A 19714-nucleotide genomic window follows, 5' to 3' on the forward strand; every position below is an offset into this window, starting at 1 on the left:
GTGCGCGTTATGAGTACCTCTGATCTTAAAAACTGGAAGGCTCGCGCTGAAAAAGAGTTGCGCGGAAAACCTCTCGATGATCTGACATGGGAAACGCCAGAAGGCATTGATGTTAAACCTGTTTACACAGGCGAAGACTTGGATGATTTGGATCATCTGGGTTCTATGCCAGGCATGGCACCGTTCACACGTGGGCCAAAAGCCACAATGTATGCAGGACGCCCTTGGACGATCCGCCAATATGCTGGTTTTTCTACAGCTGAGGAAAGTAATGCCTTTTACCGCAAGGGGTTAGAAGGCGGTCAACAGGGCGTTTCTGTAGCGTTCGATCTGGCTACACACCGCGGTTATGACAGCGACCACGAACGTGTAGTGGGCGATGTTGGTAAAGCAGGCGTGGCGATTGACAGCGTTGAGGATATGAAAATCCTGTTTGACGGCATTCCATTGGACAAAGTCAGCGTATCGATGACCATGAATGGTGCGGTAATTCCTGTGCTTGCCAGTTTCATTGTGGCGGGCGAAGAACAAGGTGTGGATCGTGAAAAACTATCTGGCACCATTCAGAACGATGTGTTGAAAGAATTCATGGTGCGGAACACCTATATCTACCCACCAGAGCCATCGATGCGGATCGTGTCTGATATTATCGATTACACCAGCCGCGAGATGCCGAAGTTTAACTCTATCTCGATCAGCGGTTACCACATGCAAGAGGCTGGTGCGACGCTGGTGCAAGAACTGGCCTTTACGATTGCGGACGGCAAAGAATACGTCAAAGCAGCATTGGCACGCGGTATGGATGTGGATGCCTTTGCACCGCGCCTGTCGTTCTTTTTCGCCATTGGCATGAACTTCTTTATGGAAGCGGCGAAATTACGTGCAGCACGCCTGTTGTGGCACCGTGTGATGACAGAGTTTGGCGCAAAGAACGAAAAATCACTGATGTTGCGCACCCATTGCCAAACCAGTGGCGTGTCTTTGCAAGAACAAGATCCTTACAATAACGCGATCCGCACGGCTTATGAGGCTATGTCAGCCGTTCTGGGTGGAACACAATCGCTGCACACAAACAGCTATGATGAAGCAATTGCTTTGCCATCAGATGCAGCTGCACGGTTGGCGCGAAATACGCAGTTGATCTTGCAAAACGAAACAGGTGTCACGAATGTCGTCGATCCATTAGCAGGGTCTTATTACGTTGAAAATTTGACCAAAGAACTTGCGGATAAAGCTTGGGAATTGATCCAACAGGTCGATGAAATCGGTGGGATGACCAAAGCCGTCGAAGACGGTATGCCAAAACTGGCAATTGAAGAGGCCGCTGCGCGTAAACAAGCCCGTGTTGACCGTGTCGAAGATGTGATTGTTGGCGTGAACAAATTCCAACTGGATGAAGAACCCGAAATCGATGTTCGTGAAATTGATAATACCGCTGTACGCGAAGCACAGATCGCGCGACTGGCGGACATCCGGCAAAGCCGTGATGCTGTGGCCTGTGAAAACGCCCTTGAGGCGCTTGAACAGGGCGCACGTTCCTCTGATGCAAACTTGCTGGAACTCGCCGTGAATGCAGCGCGTGTACGTGCAACCGTTGGTGAGATTTCCGACGCTATGGAACGCGCATTCGGACGCCATAAAGCCAAAGTGAAACTGCTTGATGGCGTCTATGGTGCCGCCTACGAGGGTGATCAAGGGTTTCAGGATATTCAAGCTGATGTCGCTGAATTTGCTAAGAAAAATGGTAAGAAACCATCCATGATGGTGGTGAAAATGGGTCAAGATGGCCATGATCGTGGTGGTAAAATCATCGCAACGGCATTCTCTGATATCGGGTTTGATGTGGATATGGGACCACTTTTCCAAACACCAGAAGAAGCGGCGATTGATGCCATTGAAAAAGGTGTGGATGTGGTGGGGATTTCATCCCAAGCCGCAGGTCACACAACATTAGCGCCACAATTGGTGCACGCTCTTAAAAACAAGGGCGGGGAGGGCATCATTGTGATTTGCGGCGGGGTCATTCCGCCCAACGATTATAATTTTCTGCGCCAGGTAGGGGTGCGGGCCATTTTTGGGCCAGGCACAAACATACCAGAAGCGGCAAAAGAAGTATTGGAATTGGTCAAGCGGGCACGCACGTAAAAGATCAGACTTAATGGGAGTAAGTCATGTCATATAAAGACGTATACGAGGGTTGGAAAAACGATCCAGACACATTCTGGATGGAAGCTGCACAATCACTGGATTGGGTCAAAGAACCAACGAAAGCATTGTCAGACGAAAATGCACCGCTTTACGAGTGGTTCAAAGACGGTCAGATCAACACCTGTTATAACGCGGTGGATCGTCATGTCGACGCTGGCAATGGGGGCCGCGTTGCGATTATCTATGACAGCCCAATCACGGGTACACAAAAGAAAATCACGTATGCTGAATTGCAAAACTTAACGGCTAATTTGGGTGGCGCATTGGAAGCACAAGGGGTGACCAAAGGCGACCGTGTGATCATCTATATGCCAATGGTATCGGAAGCGATTGTAGCAATGCTTGCATGCTCTCGTATCGGTGCTGTACATTCTGTAGTTTTTGGTGGTTTCGCTGCAAACGAGCTGGCGACACGCATTGATGATGCCACTCCCAAAGCAATTATCGCGGCCTCTTGCGGGATCGAGCCAAGCGGTGTGATTGCTTATAAACCCTTGCTTGATGGCGCGATTGAACAAGCCACGCATAAACCTGATTTCACGGTGATACTGCAACGTGAACAGTTAACCGCTGATATGGTTGAAGGCCGCGATCTGAACTGGCATGACTTCCAAAAAGACATCACGCCTGCAACTTGTGCCACAATGAACGGCACCGATCCTGTTTATATTCTTTACACATCCGGCACGACCGGCCAACCAAAGGGCGTCGTTCGTCCAACGGCGGGTCATATCGTGGCGCTGAATTGGACGATGAAGAACATCTATAACGTGGAAGCGGGTGATGTGTTCTGGGCAGCCTCTGATGTTGGGTGGGTCGTTGGCCATTCATACATTTGCTATGGCCCATTGTTCAGCGGTTGTACGACGATTGTTTTTGAGGGCAAGCCGATTGGTACCCCTGATGCAGGTACATTCTGGCGCGTTATGGAAGAACATAAAGTTAAAACGTTCTTTACCGCGCCAACGGCATTCCGTGCGATCAAACGGGTGGATCCCAAAGGTGAGTATGTAAAAAAATATGACTTATCCAACTTAAATTACCTGTTTTTGGCAGGTGAGCGTGCTGATCCTGATACAATCGAATGGGCACAAGACCAATTGGGTGTGCCTGTGGTCGATCATTGGTGGCAAACAGAAATTGGTTACCCTGCGGTGTGTAATCCAGCAGGCATTGAGTTGATGCCAATTAAGCTTGGATCACCAGCTGTGCCGATGCCAGGATTTGATATGCAAATCCTTGATGATGAAGGCAGTGAATTGCCAAAAGGAGAGTTGGGTGCGATCGCAATCAAGCTTCCTTTGCCACCCGGTACACTGCCAACTCTTTGGAATGCAGAAGAACGTTATAAATCATCCTACCTTGAAGCTTTCCCAGGATATTATGAGACGGGTGATGCGGGATATATGGATGAAGATGGATATCTCTATATCATGGCGCGTACCGATGACGTGATCAACGTTGCAGGTCACCGTCTGTCGACAGGACAAATGGAAGAGGTTTTGGCAGGACATCCTGATGTGGCTGAATGCGCGGTCTTAGGTGTGAAAGACGCATTAAAAGGTCAATTACCTATGGGATTTTTATGCCTGAATGCAGGAACTGAAAAATCGCATGAGGATGTTGTGGCGGAATGCGTGCAATTGATCCGCAAATCGATTGGCCCTGTGGCGGCTTTCAAATTGGCCTGTGTTGTGGATCGTTTACCCAAAACACGTTCTGGGAAAATTCTGCGCGGTGTCGTGGCTAAAATTGCGGATGGAGAAGACTGGAAAATGCCAGCAACGATTGATGATCCAACTATTTTGGATGAGATATCCACAGCGCTGGCGGATTTGGGTTATCCTCAAGGGTAATGTTTTGGGCAATTTTTGCATTTTGCAAAAGTGATTGTTTGCTATATGGATAATGATGAGTAGGGCGTTTTAAAATAAAGTAAAAGTTGCATCTCTATGGCCGATGATTTTAAAAACGAGACCTATTTGGGGCTGATTGAGATGATTGGCCTTGAGAAGTCTAAGGTGTTGATTGATCAATTGCTTAAAGATTTGATTGTAGCGCAGCGCGATCTAACCAAAGCGCAATCTAAAAAATCTATGGAATTGCTCGATAAATGCACGCATGTCATATCCTCATTGGCGGGCACTGTTGGAGTAAATAAAATACATCAATTGGCACGAGATGTGAATGATCAAGCCACTGTTCGGAACGCACCTTTTCCAAAAGAGGATGTTGATATTTTATTGGCGGGTTTGAAGCCGTGGGTTAATTTTTTAACATCAGAAACGCAAAAAACTGGGTCTGAAGCATGAATGATAGGCTCTTGTTGATTGAGGATACCGCCACATTACAGCTGATTTATAGCACAAATTTACGTAAGGCTGGCTACTCTGTTGATCTGGCATCAAATGGCTCTGAAGGTATTGATATGTTTATGGATAACAACAATCCTGTTGTTATAATGGACTTGTTTTTACCTGACATGGATGGGATTGATGTGATCCGCCGTTTGGTTCAAGAAAACCCACATGCGAAAATCATTGTGATCACGTCGAATGGGTCAGTAAATCGCGCAGTTGAAGCTATGCGTGCTGGGGCGTTTGATTTTCTTTTAAAACCATTTTCGGATGAACGCTTATTTTCTACTGTCGCATCTGCATTGAAAAATGCACAAAGTCGTACGGAAATAAATCTAACAAAAGGTAACTTTTACGGTTTTATTGGACGGAGTTCTGCTATGCAGGACACATATCGTAAAATAATGCGTATTGCACCATCTAGTGCACCAGTTTTTATATCTGGCGAAGGAGGAACAGGTAAAACGACATGCGCAAATGCTATACATGATCACTCGGGGCCTAGATCTCGACCTTTTGTGAAATACAGCGGTTTAAATTTAAATGGACAAGCACAGCATGCAACGTTGTTTGGCACATATGGTAAATCGGATAATCCATTAGAGAATAGCAGAAATAACGCATTTGAACGCGCTTTTGGTGGTACATTATACCTAAGTGAAATTGAACATCTTGACCCATTTGTACAAAGTAAACTTGCAACCATATTAAGTAGGTTTAATCAAAACGAAAGAGAGCAAGATTTTCCAAGAGTGATCTGTTCTTCGAAAACGGATCCCTACCGTTTGCTCGAGGCCAATGCAATTCGTGAAGATTTGTTTTATCAACTTCATATTCTTACGATAGAAATGCGTCCCTTGCGCGATTTAGAAGAAGATATTGCCTATATTGCAAAGGAACTTTTGCAGAAGTTAGCAGCTGTCGAATATAAAGATTTTTCTAATCTATCTAGCGATGTAATTGACCTTTTCAAATCTAATAAGTGGACTGGAAATATAAGCCAGTTGAAAAATTTGTTGCATACATTGGTTGCCACTCATGATGGAAAAACCGTGACTTTGGACATGCTGCCAATTGGCTTTGCATCTGCCAGTCACAGAACTAATAATGATGATACCAAGACTGATGATCGCTATTTTATCGAGCGCAGCCATAATGCAATTCACCAGCTTGTAGGGTTGGAATTAGAAGAATTAGAACGCAAATTTATTGAAGCTACAATTGAAACAAATGGAGGCTCAATTCCTAGAGCCGCAGAGGTGCTTGGTGTGGCGCCGAGCACCATTTATCGTAAAAGATCAAAGCCTTAGGCTTTAATCGTCTCTTCTACATTTTTAATACTTTAAATTAACAACAGATTTAAAGGCAAAGTTTACGAATAACGACTTAAAAAAATCTTTACTATTGGCCCGAAAATTGGCATTTTAACACCATATCTTGGGGGCAAGAGATGTTAAAAAACAAAATAATGGCAGTAACCATAGGTCTCATGTTGGCAACAACAACGGCTAACACACAAACACTTCGTTCGGACAATGGGCCTGCGGAGCGACCACCTGCAAGCTTTAAGGGTAATCAATATGTAGATTCTAAAGGCTGCGTTTATATTCGTGCAGGCAATGGAGCACGCGTTTCTTGGGTTCCACGTGTGAACCGCTCTAGAAACGTGTTTTGTAGCTCGCGCAATAAACCATCGTTGAGTGCGACACAATTGGCTGCGATTTCAGGAAAACCAGCTACGCGTGTAAAGAAGCCTGTTGTGAAAGCAAAGCCTGCGCCTAAGCCTGTAAAAACTGCTGCAGCGCCTACTGTCCAAGCCCAAAAGCCAGTTGTTCAACAGAAACCTCGAAAAGCTAAAATATTTAGCAACCCTGTTATTGTTAAACAACCAACAGTCAAAATCGCGAAGCCAAAGCCCGCTGTGAAGCCTCAAAGAGTTATAAGTCAACAAGCTCCGTTAATTATTACTCCGCAGCCCCCAGCTCCACGTAAGGCTGTTGTGAAACGGCCAATCAAAACACAAAACACAGCGACTAGAACAAGAGCAAACCGATACGCGGTACGCAATGGCCCTCAAGCCGTACATCCAGCGGATTTAATTGCCAGCGGGCGTGAAAATGGTGGTGAGGTTCTTTTGGCTTCTAACACCACATCAAAACTTAAATCCGTTCGTGGTTATAGTGCTGACCAACGCCGTGCGAATAGAAACCTTGCGGTACGTAACGGTCCACAAGCTGTACATCCAGCGGATGTGATCCGAGCAGCAAATAATGGTGTCGTTTATAAACCAGCGGCTCGATCCACTAGCGTTGCGACGAATGTCAAAAACGGTAAAGATCCAATTCACAATATTACGGTTTACAAATCTACGATCGGTTCGGATGTAACACCGCGTGGTGATGCTCAGATGGAAATGATTTGGACGAATACTGTTCCTCGCCGTTTGGTGACTAAAGTTCGTGCAAGAGAAACAGTGGTACCAGCCGCTGCAAAACAGCAAGACATTTTCCGCATCAGTTCTAAAAGCACAAAGAAAGCACCAAAAGCTGCAAAGTTAAAAGCACGTTATGTGCAACTTGGAACTTTTGGCAACACGGTAAATGCTAAGAAAACCATCGCATTGTTTCAAAAACGCGGGCAGAAGGTCAGCACACGAGCGATCAAACGCAATGGTAAGAGCTACCGTGTGATTTTCCTTGGGCCATTCACTTCTAGCACCCAAGCTAAAAACGCTATGGCTTCTGCAAAATCAGCAGGCTACCGTGACGCGTTTTTTGTACGCTAGTGACTGGTAAGGTCACATTTATTATAGCAGCCGTTTTTTCAATCGGCTGTTTTTTTCCATCTTATGCGGATGAAGTACAAGACCTGACAACATTGTTGAATGCCGAACGCAAAGCCAAAGGCCGTAAAGTTTTGCGTGTTTCGGACACCTTGAATGTGATTGCCCAAAAGCATGCTGAAGATATGGTTGCGAATGGATATTTTTCGCATACGGGCCGTGATGGATCTACATTGGGTAAGCGAATGAAACGGCAGGGATATAAATTCTGTTATGCCGCTGAAAACATTGCGTCAGGCCAGAAAACACCCGAAGAAACTATGAGTTCGTGGCGTAATTCACCTGGCCATAATAAAAATAACCTCAGCCGTAAATCGACCGAAGTTGGTGCAGGCTTTGCTGGTCAAAGCATGTGGGTGCTGGTGTTTGGAAAACCTTGTTAGGTTGTTTAATAAGCTGCGTATGATTTTTCTTCAACTAATGCTGAACCCATCGCTATATTGATCTGTTTCTTTAAATCGGCACGTTTATCGTTCGTTACATAAACTGCACGCGCTAGGCGAATAAATTCATCACCAAAATCACCAGCACGCTCACAGTCTCGAATGTCATCTTCGATATCCCACAACTCTTTATTCACTGTCAAAAGGGCAGATGTAAGCGATGTAAGCTCATCTGTATCTGGAATATGCACTTTTGCGACGGCTTGTAATGCAGCTTGCTCTACATGGACGTTCTTTAATTTTGCGGCATCAGAGATGTTTTCCGATTTGATTTGCAAAATCGTCAATTTATCTAACAATTCGCCTGGCGCAATTGGCGTTAAAATATCACTCATGTTTTTTCCACTGTTTGACACGTTTTATAATATCTTTTTTCAAACCTTTAAACACAGCATCCCAATCCCCAGTATTTTCCTGAATAATCAAGCGCATAGATGGGTACCAAGGGGTGTGTTTTGGAAAAGGTCTATACAGCCAATATGGCTCCGAATGCAGCAAATTCCACACTTCTATACCCATTGAGCCAGCAACATGTACAATGGCGCTATCCATTGAGATGACAAGGTCCAATTCTTGCATCAATGCAGCGCTATCCGCAAAATCACGGTCATTGCCAGCTGCATCCACAATCACCGTAGAAGTGCCATCATTTTTAAAGTCATCCAAAAGTGGGCCTTTATAAAGCGAGAACATTTGGATATCTGGAATGTCTGACAGTTCTAAAAATTGTTCATGCCCAAACGATCGTTTATGGTTTGCACGATATGTAACAGACCCCGACCACATTACCCCAATTTTGAAACGCTCGGAAAAGGGGGCCAGAATATTACGCGCACGCTTGATTGAGTCCTCTGGAATGCTCATCGGGGCAGGGGCTGGCAAATCATCTAATGTTGCTTTTAGGTGTAAGGGTAAATCCATCATTGGAACCCAATAATCGCATCCTGCCAATTCGTCTTGTGTCTCAATGACATCAATGTCTTTTTCAATCTCAGCAAACAATCTGCGTAATGGTGTTTTAATCACCATTTTAATTGTACAACCCTGGCTTTTCAGCGTGCTTAAGAAGCGCGCCATTAATACCGTATCTCCAAAGCCTTGTTCTGGAATTACTAGAATGGTCTTTCCGTTTAAATCTTCTCCATCCCACTTCGGGAATGAAAATTCTGGTGCGGTAAGTTCATCACCTTTCCAACGCCAGTTAAAGGTTTTAAAACCAGCTTGGTAATCGCCTTTTGCCAGTTGTACAAAAGCCAGTTGGATATAATTTTCAGCATAGTCAGGGAATTTTTTAATCCCCTTTTTCAAAATATTTTGTGCTTTATTAAGTTGATGCACACCACGGTAACATTTCCCCAATCCTGAATAGTTTTCAGGATTATTTGGTTGCACTTCTACGATTGTTTTACGCAGCTTAATCGCATCTTTGATACGTCCAGCATCATAAAACGCATTTGCGGCATTGTTCATAACCGAGATCGATGTAGAATCTAATTCTAAGGCACGTAAGTGGGTTGCAACAGCCAAGTCATATTTCGCTTCTTTACGGAATAACGCGCCAAGGTTTGACCAAATCACTGCATCCTTTGGGCGGTTTTGTAAATAAATACCGTATAGATTTCTTGCAGTCTCTAAATCACCTTTTTGGTGTGCCTTAATGGCTGCTTGGCGAACGCCTGATATAGAGTTGAGTTTCTGTGGCTCAGTCATGGCCTATTTGCCCCTTAAAGCGAAGTTTTTCACGTCTTTTCAGCTATTATAGGCTGTGGTGTTGAAACCGTAACATATTTGATATCAAGAATTAACATTGTCGCGGTTTAATGACCTGTTATAAAGGCAAAAATATGATCATAGGGGCGAAAAATGTCAGAGGCAGTACTAATTGACACCGAAAACACTGAACGTGCCTATGAAATTGATGGGACGCTAATCGTCGCTGTACAAGACGCTGTAGAAGCAGATGATCGTGTGGGGTTGCTTGAACTCTTAGATCCGTTTCATCCAGCTGACATTGCCGATATTTATGAACAAATCAGTGAAAAAGAACGCAAAGCGTTTACTGCCCTTTGGGGTAAAGATTTCGATGGTGAAGTTCTGGCGGAAATCGACGAAGGTCTGTTGGACGATGTATTCGAAGAATTGTCTGACGAAGTGGTTTCGGAAGCCTTCAAAGACTTAGATACAGATGACGTTGTTGATCTGATCGAAGATCTGGATGAACCACATCAAGAACGCGTTTTAGAAACCCTAGAGGATTCAGATCGTGTCGCGGTTGAACAAGCGCTAAGTTACCCTGAAAACTCTGCAGGACGTTTGATGCAGCGTGAATTGGTTATGGCGCCGACACATTGGAATGTGGGGCAGGCGATTGATTATCTACGCAATGAAAAAGGCCTACCAGATCAGTTTTATGATGTGGTTATGGTCGACCCAACACTAACACCCGTTGGCAAAGTTCCTTTATCCAGCTTGATGTCGAATGCACGTAAAGTGATGATGACAGATATTATGGACGAAGAGTTTCGGACCATTCCAGTGATGCAAGAGCAAGAAGATGTGGCTTATGCATTTAACCAATACAACATGGTATCAGCCCCTGTGGTGGATGAAGAAGATCGTTTGGTGGGCGTCATCACCATCGATGACGCGATGGAAGTTTTGGAAGATGAGGCCGAAGAAGACATCAAACGTCTTGCAGGTGTGGGTGATGAAAGCCTGACCGATAATATGTGGTCTACTACGCGGCAACGTTTTCCGTGGTTGGCCGTGAACCTTGTGACCTCTGTTCTTGCCTCTATCGTGATTGCACAATTTGCAGATACTATCGAAGCAATCGTTGCTTTGGCTGTTCTGATGCCGATTGTGGCCTCTATGGGGGGCAATGCTGGCACTCAAACCCTTACAGTTGCTGTACGTGCGCTGGCAACGAAAGATTTAACGCCAGCCAACGCATGGCGGGTTATTCGCAGGGAGTTGTCTGTGGGGTTGTTAAATGGCCTGTTGTTTGCCGTGATCATCGGCATGATCGGGTATTATTGGTACAGTATGCCGATGCTGGGCGTGGTGTTGGCTCTTGCTATGGTTGGCAATCTTGTCGTTGCTGGGCTGGCGGGTATTTTAGTGCCGCTCGGTCTTGATAAAGTGGGTATCGACCCTGCATTGGCATCGGGTGCATTTGTGACAACAGTTACGGATATTGTTGGTTTTTTTGCTTTTTTAGGCTTTGCAGCAATGCTGTTGCTTTAACGTTTAGGCATCCGAAGCACTTGATTGCGGCTGCCCTTTGTAATCCTAACAGAGCTTTCTCCAATAGCAGCGACGTTCCAACCACTAAAGCTTTGGCCTGACTTTACTTTCACATAACGCCCACTTGGCATGCGCACCAATGCGCGGCGGCTAGAAGCTTTGCCATAAACACCGATCAGTGAAATACGGCGCTTGTTTACGCTGGCTTTTTCTGTTGCTTGACGCTGAACGCTTGCGACAGTTGCAGAGCTGGGCTTGGATGTGCCTCGTGCGGTTCTTGGTGTCAGCGCTGCCGTTTGAATGCTTTCTTTTTTCACCGATTTTGCTTCATCAGCTTTCAAGCGAGCAACTTTTCGCGACAGGTTAGAGGGGCGTGCGCGTGGGCGCGCAATATCACGGACAGCTTCTTGAATAGCAACTTGAATTTCACTTGGATCAACGGGTTGCGGTTTGATCTCTTCTTTTAAGATTTTTAAACTTCTTGGACGCTGGCGTGGTTTTAATGCGGCCAGTTCAGGATCGGCTGGCGGAGCAAGAGCCGCTGCAGCAATTTCTTTTACACGATCAGCTATAACGGCTGGACGTGCGCGTGGTTGCAGAGCTTTTAAAGCTGGATCTGCCAAAGCCAACAAGTCCGGTTCTTGTAGCGTTTCTTCTACAGTCTGCTCTATTGTTTCAGAAACCGTAACATTTTCGTCTGTTGTTACGTCTGCTTCTGGGGCTTGTGCCAGCAATTGTGCCGCGGCTTCTATTTCTGCCTTATGTATTTCAGCAAAATCATCACTGCGCATTTTTGGCAGGATATCTTTCAATGGGTCAGGTGATATATTCAACTGCTCACGTACTGGCGGAATAATATCTGGTACACCTGCGAATAACGTAATGCCTTCTGCGCCCAAAGTACCATCTTTGGTTGGGACAAGATCAACAAGCGGTTGTTCTGTCTCTACCTCTACTGGTGTTGTTTCAACAATTGATGTTTCCTGTGGTGCCAGTGTAACAATTTCAGTTTGATCTGTTGTCTCTGATAGCGCAGTGTCTCGTTCAATCGCGTCTTCAGTATTTTCCTGCTCCACAACAGTTTCTGGCGCGGTTTCTGCAATCACGTCAGCGTCTAAATCTACAGGTGCATTGTATTCAATGTTTGTTTGCGCTTCTGCAAGATCATTGGTTACAGGCTCTATTATTGCTTCAGCTTCTTTTTTGGCTGCATCTATATTTGTTTGTGCGACTTCTACTTCTGTTTGTTGTTCTTCAGTCAGAGCTTCTTCTGTAACCTCAACGGGTTCTTCTTCGACGATTGGTACTTCTGTTGGAACGGATGCAGTTTCTGTTCCGCTTGTTGGCGCAATCTCTGTCTGGCTTTCTTGTTCAACAGGAGCAACGTCTACAATTTCAGGGCTTTCAATTACCACTTCAGGCGCAGGTTGTTCGTTTAATCGTGCAATTTCCTCTTTACCATCAAACAATGTGGTGAAAAACCAATAGGCCAAGGTGATCAAGATCAGGGCGATTAATATAATGAAGTGGCGCGCTTTAAGCTTACCTTTTATTTCATTTTTCGCAGTTTTACCTTGTGGCGTTTTCAAAGTTCCTGCGGTTAAACCAATTGTTTTTTCTGGAGCGCGTTTAGCATCGGCATCGGTCATTCCAATCGATAAACGTGGCGTTGGTGACTGAAAAGAAGCTTTTGGAAGTGTCGGCTCTTTTTTACCTTTCTTAGGTGCTACTAATTCTTTACTGCGAACCGTTTCAAATGCACTAAAGTCTGTTTTTTCGATAACAGGTATGTTTTCGTCTTGAGTAGGCGCTTCATCTTCAGGCGCGGAAACTTCGGCAGGCTTTATATCTGTTTTTACGACCTTAGTGGGCTTTGGCGTAGGAGGTGTTGGAATAGGGGGTGTTTCAGGTGCTTTTTCTGTTTCAACAGGCGCAGCTTTTTTCGCCTCAGTTTTCTCAGGCTCTACGGCTGGATGCGGACCATCATAGAACCGAGCATCGCGTGGAAAATCCGCTGCGTCAAATTTTGTTGTATAATACGCAGCTTGAAATCCGTGACCTGTGACAAACTCTTTTGCTTCTGAAATGGTCTGTTTAGTTACCGCCGCAATATAACAGGGGCTGCCATCCGTTTTATGATCTAAATCATAAATTAAATCATCTGATGCATAGGGCGTTTGCTCACTTAAAAATGTATGCACCCTTGTATCAACGGCATGGCCTTTAGAGCCTGCCAAATCTATTCGTGATACGAATACTTCTGATCGTGGAATGCGCACACGTGCCACTAAAACGCCATTGCCATCGGGGCTGAGCCCATTTTTCAATTTCTCAATGTCGTCAGAAAAATTGGGTGCTTCAAGGGATACTTTCCCAAGTAAAATCCATTGTTTTTTTTCATCTCGATGCCACAATGAGACGCCTTCGTTCGAAAGGTCGATTGCATATTTTTCTTGTGATGTACTCATCGAGAGACGTTTACCCTTATACCGTCTGGTCTTGCCCGCCAGTTTGTCAGGCAACTATAGGATTAATTTCGATTTTTCGAAAGAGAAAATCTGGGGAGTAATACTGCTAGCGAGAATTAGCTGGTCATAAGATGCCCCATTTCCATGCTGAGCGGTTTTATGAATCTTGGGCCATAAATAAATACCTGCAAGAATGGATCCAAGTATCAGGAACAATGCAACAAACCACAACAATCCAAATTCGGTTTTTGCAGGTGGGGATTGATCGGTTTGCACCGAGGGTTCGACCTCTTCATCACCTTCATTAAACAAGTTCTCTACGATTGAATCATCATCGTAATCATCGTCGAACTCTTCCATTGCTGAAATAACTTCGCTTTCCAAAGAGTCTTGGGGCGTGACAGGGGCAGGGCTTGCAGGATGTAATTGAAAATTAGGACGCCTTGGAAAGGCATTTGCATTTACATCCGTGGTATATTGAGATGGTGTAAAGCCAATCATATGAACGAATGTCTCAGCTTGTTTGACAACATCAACACTGGTCCATGCAACATTGAAATCGATCCCATCCTTAGCGTGCTCGATATCAAACAATATGTTTTTAATTGGCATATTTGCAGCATGTTCAAGCGTTCTAACAATATGTTCCTCTAAACTTATGGAGCTATCTGGATTGCCTTTGATAATTAATGTTTTCACTTCTGCTGTTGGAATGCGCACGATCGCGCTGCGCGGACCAGGTTCAATCGCCTCTGCCGCTTGTTTTAAAGTTTCTAATTGTTGACGCAGGTTGCCCGAGGTCAGTGGTACACTTCCCAAAAACTCCCATTTTTGCTCGGGTTTTCTGTGCCATAGAAAGATTCCATCGTTAGACAGATCTAGTGCAAATGCTGAAGGAGTTTGGGTCATATAAGTGTCAGATCGCTCTTGTTCTGTTCGGTTTGTATAATATTTCAACTCACGCGGCTAGATTTTTTAAATCAGACCGTTTTCACACTCTTTACATTATATGCTGATAAGCCTTGCAGATGTCCTATTGCTTGTAAACGGGGATATTCGATTTTTGAACACCTGTTATGAAGCATTATAATAACTGAATTTGACGTTTTTTGGGCAGAAAATGCTGTTCAGTATCAGGTAATGTTAAATCGCAAGATCAAGCCGTGGTTTCCAAAACGGACGGAATAACTCGATTTTTGGACAACGGTTCATCACAACTTTTAAGCCAGCTTCTTCGGCTAATTTAGCCGCACGATCATCATAAACACCTATTTGCCCCCAAAGCACTTTGGCACCAATCTCTATGGCCTGTTCTGTGATGCCATAAAGTTCTTCTTTAGGGCGAAACACTTCAACCATATCCACGGGGCGATCAATTTCTTGAAGTGAGTGAAACACGGGTATACCGCGAATTTCCGTCAACTTCGGGTTTGGGTTTACAGGAATCATATCATAACCTGTTTCATGCAAAACACGCAGCACACCATAGCTAAACTTTGTCTTGTCACCACTGGCGCCAACCATTGCGATCGTTTTAACCGAGCGCAAAATCTCAGACATATACTCTGTCGAATAGTCGTATAGATGATCAATATCAGCTTCGGGCATTTATGCCTCCTTTGGTGTAGCAATATCCGCTTTAAGCTCATGTGGTTCTAACGGATCAAGGAATGGGTTGCGGTAAAGTTTGTCATGGCTTTCAACGCCAATGTCCAATGTGCAATCTGATTTGGGGCGGGCAACACATAGCAGGACATAGCCATTGTTGATCTGACGATTGTTTAGGGCAACTTGCCTGCGTTGATCTACATCGCCAGTTTTTAGTTTCGCCGCACAGGTAATACAGCCGCCATATTTGCAGCCATAAGGTAAATCGACACCTTGCTCGCGTAATGTATCCAGTAACGGGCGCCGCGCATCGACCTGATAGGTCGCGTCATCGCGGTTTGCGATGGTTATTGTATGGGTTTCATTCACAGCCAAATATCACTTGTACAATCACCACCGGGGTAGCGGGTTTCGTGACAACGGCTTGGCCCGTTTGGTTCTTTGCCAAAATCAACGATGAAATCTTCGTTGATTTTCATCCCGCCATTTTCAACATCGCAGTCGATCATCAGCATCACACCCCCTTGGGTGCGGATTTCTGGGTAAAATTGATTGTCCCAAGTGGAAAATAGGGACGTCGTGACATAAAGCCGTTTCCCATCAAGGGACAGCTGATACATCTGTGGACCACCCGCGACTTTGACACCGTTAACCTCTGGCGCTTTACCCAAAAGTCCACCCATCCAGACTTGCCCTGTAAGCTTTGGATTGTGTGGATCACTGATATCGTATTGGCGCATGTCGCCATGTAACCAATTGTTTAGGTACAGATATTTGTCATCCATAGAAACAAGGATTGCCGACATCACACCTGGTACAGGGATGGGCCATTCTGGGTGCGGCTCGTTTTCAACGTCGATAATCTTTTCCCATTCCCATTTACCTGCTTCGGATTTCCAGAAATGAATAACATTCGCGCTCAAAGCAGCACCACAAAATCCATGAGTACTGTCTGGATTGTGTAGGAACTTGACCTCTAAAGGGATCAACCCATCTTCGCCAAGATACATGGTTTCAATCGGCTCGCGCTTTTCAAAGTCCCATATGTGCAAGCGGCGGCCGTACTTCAGATGTCCGACTTCTTCCAAATCAAACCCTGGCATGAACGTATTTGGCGCTGCCCATTCTGAGCTAATCATCACGTTATGGCGCGGTTGATACCAGAAATCATACCCAAACGGTATATCCCCCATAGAGTTTTCCCACCGCCCAACAATCTCAAACTCTTTGTTCAGATGCAGATAACCACCCGGTGCTTCGCCCTGAGCGTCTCCAAGGAATGAAATGATTATCTCTGAGCCCAGACAGTGCACTGTATGTGGGCCAGAAAGATTGGTCTTTGACTTAATCTCGGCACCATCAATAACCTTATGCAGACGGGGTGCAAAAGGATCGGTCGCTGTATCAATGACGTGAATATTGTTGGATCGCACGCCTGGGACCAACAAATATTTACGACTCATTCCTGCATCATCGTGACAAGAGGAGCAGGCATTCCACCCCATATGGTGCAACTCATCACCAATACCAGGCATTTCCAAACGGTGGATGACTTGAGAATAAGTTGGGCTTTCAGGATCAGCATCGACAGTCGCCAAATAATCTGGCTTTTGAATGCCAGTCCCAGTGTAGATCGCGATAGTGTACAAAAGTTTTTCACGCGGCGCTTTAATAGCCTCTGCTGGGCTGGCATAGCCTGGCCCACAACATGCTCCATCCATCATCACTTTCCTCCCTTGCAATAGCTTGAAAATATCGTAAAATGATAATGATATTATTACAAGGTGAAAAAATGCATCTCGAACGCTTAACCTCAATCCTAGAGATCGTGGGGCAAAAAGGGGAAGCCACAGTCGCAGATATCTGTGCGCACTCGGACTTACCAAAGCCTTCGGCATATCGATTGGTGCAAGACCTTGTTGGTGCGGGGCTTTTAGAACCTGTTGCGCGGGGGCGTTTTATCATTGGCTCGCGCCTTAAACGCATTATGCATAATGACCATTCTGATCATGTCTTACTTGAAACGATTGCGCCTGTGCTAAAACAGGCTGCCAGCACGCATGACGCTGCATTCTTTATGTCGCGACAACGGGGACAATCTGTAGAGATAATTCATGTGGAAACGCCAAACACGGGTGTTTCCTATCTACATCCGGGTTTGGGTAGGCGACCTCTGCACGCTTGTTCTTGTTCAAAAGCGGTCGCAGCTTTTTCACCTGAACTGCATGTATCGCAAGACTTAGAAGGCCGATTAAAGGCTTATACCGAATTCACATTGACGAACGTGCAGGAGTTGGAAGCGGAGTTCGAGACCATTCACGCGCGTGGCTATGCAGAATGCGTTGAAGAGATTGAACGTGGGATGTGTTCTGTTGCCGCGACACTTGGTGGAACTGGACCGGGGGCAAGGATGTCAATAGGTGCAACGGGCTCTGTGCGGGTATTCACATCAGAATATCGCAAGAAAATCGGTGCTGAAATTACTAAATTAGCTCAAGGTTTATCAGCCAGCTTGGGATGGTCCGAGCTTCAAGATGTAAAACGTTTGGGTTAAGCGTTTTATAAGCACATAAAAAACGCCCAAAGTTACCTTTGGGCGCAGTGTGGAACGAGGGACAGTGAAGAGAAGCAAGAGTTCCGCCATTGCTTCTAATATCTAAGTAATCACTCAAATACCGATTTCAAGATGCGGTTATTTGGTTTATTATTTGTTAAGAACAGTAGGCCAATTTGCATTTGCACGCTTAACATTACCAGGAATATCGCCTTTCCAGATGCTGCGCACGTCTAGGTTATAGTTTAGGTAAAGCTTACCATTATAAACAGTCCATGCATTCGGGTCTGTTTTAGCAGTAGCTCCTTTTGATACAGCATATGCACAATACCCGCCGTACTGTGGCGCGTATTTTGCTGTATTGCCTTCAAATTTTGCTTTGTTTTCGGCTGATGCGAATAGGAATGTTGCTCCATTATAGGATGCTTTATGGGATTTTGAGCCTTTTACAGGCTTACTTTGTGTAAAGTAAGCAACGGGATCATATCCGTTAATGGCAATGCCATTTTTACTGAAAACTGGGGATTTCGCAGCGAATGCGGGGGATGTCATAGCGGCTGTTGCAGCTAGCATCGCAAGTGTAGCACGTCTTGTATAAATCATGGGTTTGTCTCCTTTGAACTCAAGATATCCAAGTGCATTTGAAAAAAAAGCCCTGACACGCGAACGTGAGGAAATGTTAGTTAATCGAAGATATCTTCGACAAAGTCCCAAACCTCTTCAATAACGTCTTCCCAGAAGTCAGATCGCTTTTTATACCGTTTCTTTTTCTTCACAGGCCGGTTGTTCAGTGGCAATGGAGAAAATGTAACAGGGGTATGTTTAACCGCCTTAGGTGTTTGTTTTATAAACTTCATTTCATGAAGTGGCGCACCACAACTGGAACAAGACAGCTCTTTATGACCAATATTGCGCAAGGTCAGCACACTGCGCGTTTGGCAATAGCTACAGGTCGCAATTTTGGTCAGGTCTGGCATGATCAGCCTTTGGTTTGTGACAGTGCGTACAGCGATACAGCCGCCGCATTTGAAACATTTAGCGATCCAAATTCGCGTTGAAACGGTATTTTTGCAATCACATCGCAGGTTTCTTTGGTGGATTCGCGCAAACCTGGCCCTTCAGCACCCAAAACAAGGGCAGTGGGGGCATTGGGCTCCACATCCAATGTGTTTTGTAGGTCAATTTCAGCGGTGCCATCTAATGCAATCAAACGGTACCCCATATCGGATAATGTTTTCATCGCTTTCACAAGGTTCTGCACCCGCAAATAGGGTTGGCGTTCCAACGCACCGCTGGCCGTTTTTGCCAAAGCACCTGTCTCAGGGGCGGAATTGCGTAACGTTGCTACAACAGCCCGCGCGCCAAACACTTCGGCAGAGCGCAAAATAGCACCAACGTTATGTGGATCGGTCACACGGTCCAAAACCAAAACAACCGAACGCTCACCGCGTGGTGCACATTGCTCGGATAAATTACCCCAATCTAACGGCTTCACTTCCAAAGCTGCTCCTTGGTGTACAGATTGGACATCAATTGGCACGTTAAACTTACGCGGGTCCTGAATTTCAGGCTCCATGCCAGATTTCGCAATGGCTTCAGCCAATTTATCAGAAGCATTTTTGGTCACAACCAAACGCAGCCGTTCCCGCGCAGGGTTCATCAAAGCATCACGCACCGCATGTAGACCAAACAGCCAAACCGTTTCAGGCCCGCCTGATCTACGTGTGCGTTCTTTTTCTACAACCCATACAGGTTTTTTGCCTTTGCGAGGTGCCATATGCCATTCTTTCTGTGTTGGGCGCACATTTGACACGATCATCTGGCCACAACAAGCTTTTTCCTGTTGACGGCTTCGTTTCTCCCGACTAATCAGGCGCAACTTAATATACGAATACGTATACAAGGGCGACGTGCTGCAAGGTGCGGCAGCGGACTGTAACTCCGCCAGAGAGATCTATGCCTGGTTCGATTCCAGGGTCGCCCACCAT

18 protein-coding genes and 1 tRNA gene are annotated in these 19714 nt (G+C 45.4%); 9 read left to right on the plus strand and 10 right to left on the minus strand.

Annotation, left to right across the window (positions count from 1 at the left end):
- Window positions 1-9 precede the first annotated feature (9 nt).
- The 6 genes from scpA to F9L33_RS01265 all read left to right on the plus strand — a co-directional run bounded on the left by scpA (window position 10) and on the right by F9L33_RS01265 (window position 7790).
- Window positions 10-2145, plus strand: coding sequence for a methylmalonyl-CoA mutase (gene scpA, locus F9L33_RS01240; protein ID WP_152140920.1), 2136 nt, complete (start codon window positions 10-12; stop codon window positions 2143-2145).
- Window positions 2146-2171: 26 nt separating this feature from the next.
- On the plus strand, window positions 2172-4064 hold the full coding sequence (locus F9L33_RS01245) for a propionyl-CoA synthetase (protein ID WP_152140921.1): 1893 nt from the start codon (window positions 2172-2174) through the stop codon (window positions 4062-4064).
- 96 nt (window positions 4065-4160) lie between these two features.
- Window positions 4161-4520 carry a hypothetical protein gene (locus F9L33_RS01250; protein WP_152140922.1) on the plus strand — a complete coding sequence of 120 codons (360 nt, stop codon included), beginning with the start codon at window positions 4161-4163 and terminating at the stop codon, window positions 4518-4520.
- Window positions 4517-5875, plus strand: a complete 1359-nt coding sequence (locus tag F9L33_RS01255) for a sigma-54 dependent transcriptional regulator (RefSeq protein WP_152140923.1) — start codon at window positions 4517-4519, stop codon at window positions 5873-5875. The genes F9L33_RS01250 and F9L33_RS01255 overlap by 4 nt, the downstream gene beginning before the upstream one ends.
- A 140-nt stretch (window positions 5876-6015) precedes the next feature.
- The gene (locus F9L33_RS01260) at window positions 6016-7350 is read left to right on the plus strand and encodes an SPOR domain-containing protein (protein ID WP_152140924.1); all 1335 of its coding nucleotides are present in this window, start codon (window positions 6016-6018) and stop codon (window positions 7348-7350) included.
- On the plus strand, window positions 7350-7790 hold the full coding sequence (locus F9L33_RS01265; protein ID WP_226803879.1) for a CAP domain-containing protein: 441 nt from the start codon (window positions 7350-7352) through the stop codon (window positions 7788-7790). Before F9L33_RS01260 ends, F9L33_RS01265 begins: the two co-directional genes overlap by 1 nt.
- 5 nt (window positions 7791-7795) lie before the next feature.
- Here the strand turns inward: F9L33_RS01265 and F9L33_RS01270 are convergent, their stop codons facing one another.
- Both F9L33_RS01270 and F9L33_RS01275 read right to left on the minus strand, forming a co-directional pair.
- Window positions 7796-8185 carry a DUF6165 family protein gene (locus F9L33_RS01270; RefSeq protein ID WP_152140925.1) on the minus strand — a complete coding sequence of 130 codons (390 nt, stop codon included), beginning with the start codon at window positions 8183-8185 and terminating at the stop codon, window positions 7796-7798.
- The gene (locus F9L33_RS01275) at window positions 8178-9560 is read right to left on the minus strand and encodes a hypothetical protein (protein ID WP_152140926.1); all 1383 of its coding nucleotides are present in this window, start codon (window positions 9558-9560) and stop codon (window positions 8178-8180) included. The genes F9L33_RS01270 and F9L33_RS01275 overlap by 8 nt, the downstream gene beginning before the upstream one ends.
- Window positions 9561-9713: 153 nt before the next feature.
- On the opposite strand from F9L33_RS01275, the gene mgtE reads away from it, so the two are divergent.
- Window positions 9714-11096 (plus strand): magnesium transporter, encoded by a 1383-nt coding sequence (gene mgtE, locus F9L33_RS01280; RefSeq protein WP_152140927.1) that lies wholly within the window; start codon window positions 9714-9716, stop codon window positions 11094-11096.
- Here the strand turns inward: mgtE and pilP are convergent.
- The 5 genes from pilP to F9L33_RS01305 all read right to left on the minus strand — a co-directional run bounded on the left by pilP (window position 11093) and on the right by F9L33_RS01305 (window position 16896).
- Window positions 11093-13564 carry a type IV pilus biogenesis protein PilP gene (gene pilP / locus F9L33_RS01285; protein ID WP_152140928.1) on the minus strand — a complete coding sequence of 824 codons (2472 nt, stop codon included), beginning with the start codon at window positions 13562-13564 and terminating at the stop codon, window positions 11093-11095. The two genes, mgtE and pilP, sit on opposite strands and share 4 nt — an antisense overlap.
- A 54-nt stretch (window positions 13565-13618) precedes the next feature.
- Complete coding sequence (locus F9L33_RS01290) at window positions 13619-14521, minus strand: hypothetical protein (RefSeq protein ID WP_152140929.1); 903 nt, start codon at window positions 14519-14521, stop codon at window positions 13619-13621.
- Window positions 14522-14707: 186 nt separating this feature from the next.
- On the minus strand, window positions 14708-15172 hold the full coding sequence (locus F9L33_RS01295; protein ID WP_152140930.1) for a CoA-binding protein: 465 nt from the start codon (window positions 15170-15172) through the stop codon (window positions 14708-14710).
- Window positions 15173-15541 (minus strand): 2Fe-2S iron-sulfur cluster-binding protein, encoded by a 369-nt coding sequence (locus F9L33_RS01300; protein ID WP_152140931.1) that lies wholly within the window; start codon window positions 15539-15541, stop codon window positions 15173-15175. It abuts the gene before it with no gap.
- The gene (locus F9L33_RS01305) at window positions 15538-16896 is read right to left on the minus strand and encodes a selenium-binding family protein (protein ID WP_152140932.1); all 1359 of its coding nucleotides are present in this window, start codon (window positions 16894-16896) and stop codon (window positions 15538-15540) included. Before F9L33_RS01305 ends, F9L33_RS01300 begins: the two co-directional genes overlap by 4 nt.
- Before the next feature lie 68 nt (window positions 16897-16964).
- Here F9L33_RS01305 and F9L33_RS01310 point away from each other — a divergent pair, with 68 nt between their 5' ends.
- Window positions 16965-17726, plus strand: a complete 762-nt coding sequence (locus F9L33_RS01310) for an IclR family transcriptional regulator (RefSeq protein WP_152140933.1) — start codon at window positions 16965-16967, stop codon at window positions 17724-17726.
- A gap of 150 nt (window positions 17727-17876) precedes the next feature.
- On the opposite strand, the gene F9L33_RS01315 is transcribed toward F9L33_RS01310, so the two are convergent.
- From F9L33_RS01315 to rlmB, 3 genes are all read right to left on the minus strand, one after another.
- Complete coding sequence (locus tag F9L33_RS01315) at window positions 17877-18329, minus strand: YHS domain-containing (seleno)protein (RefSeq protein WP_152140934.1); 453 nt, start codon at window positions 18327-18329, stop codon at window positions 17877-17879.
- 80 nt (window positions 18330-18409) lie between these two features.
- Window positions 18410-18703, minus strand: coding sequence for a hypothetical protein (locus F9L33_RS01320; RefSeq protein ID WP_152140935.1), 294 nt, complete (start codon window positions 18701-18703; stop codon window positions 18410-18412).
- A gap of 2 nt (window positions 18704-18705) precedes the next feature.
- Window positions 18706-19503 (minus strand): 23S rRNA (guanosine(2251)-2'-O)-methyltransferase RlmB, encoded by a 798-nt coding sequence (gene rlmB / locus F9L33_RS01325; RefSeq protein ID WP_152140936.1) that lies wholly within the window; start codon window positions 19501-19503, stop codon window positions 18706-18708.
- A gap of 126 nt (window positions 19504-19629) precedes the next feature.
- Here rlmB and F9L33_RS01330 point away from each other — a divergent pair.
- Window positions 19630-19713 (plus strand) — tRNA-Tyr (locus F9L33_RS01330).
- Window position 19714: the final 1 nt, after the last annotated feature.

The organism is Amylibacter sp. SFDW26, from assembly GCF_009184395.1.
Classification (GTDB): domain Bacteria; phylum Pseudomonadota; class Alphaproteobacteria; order Rhodobacterales; family Rhodobacteraceae; genus Amylibacter.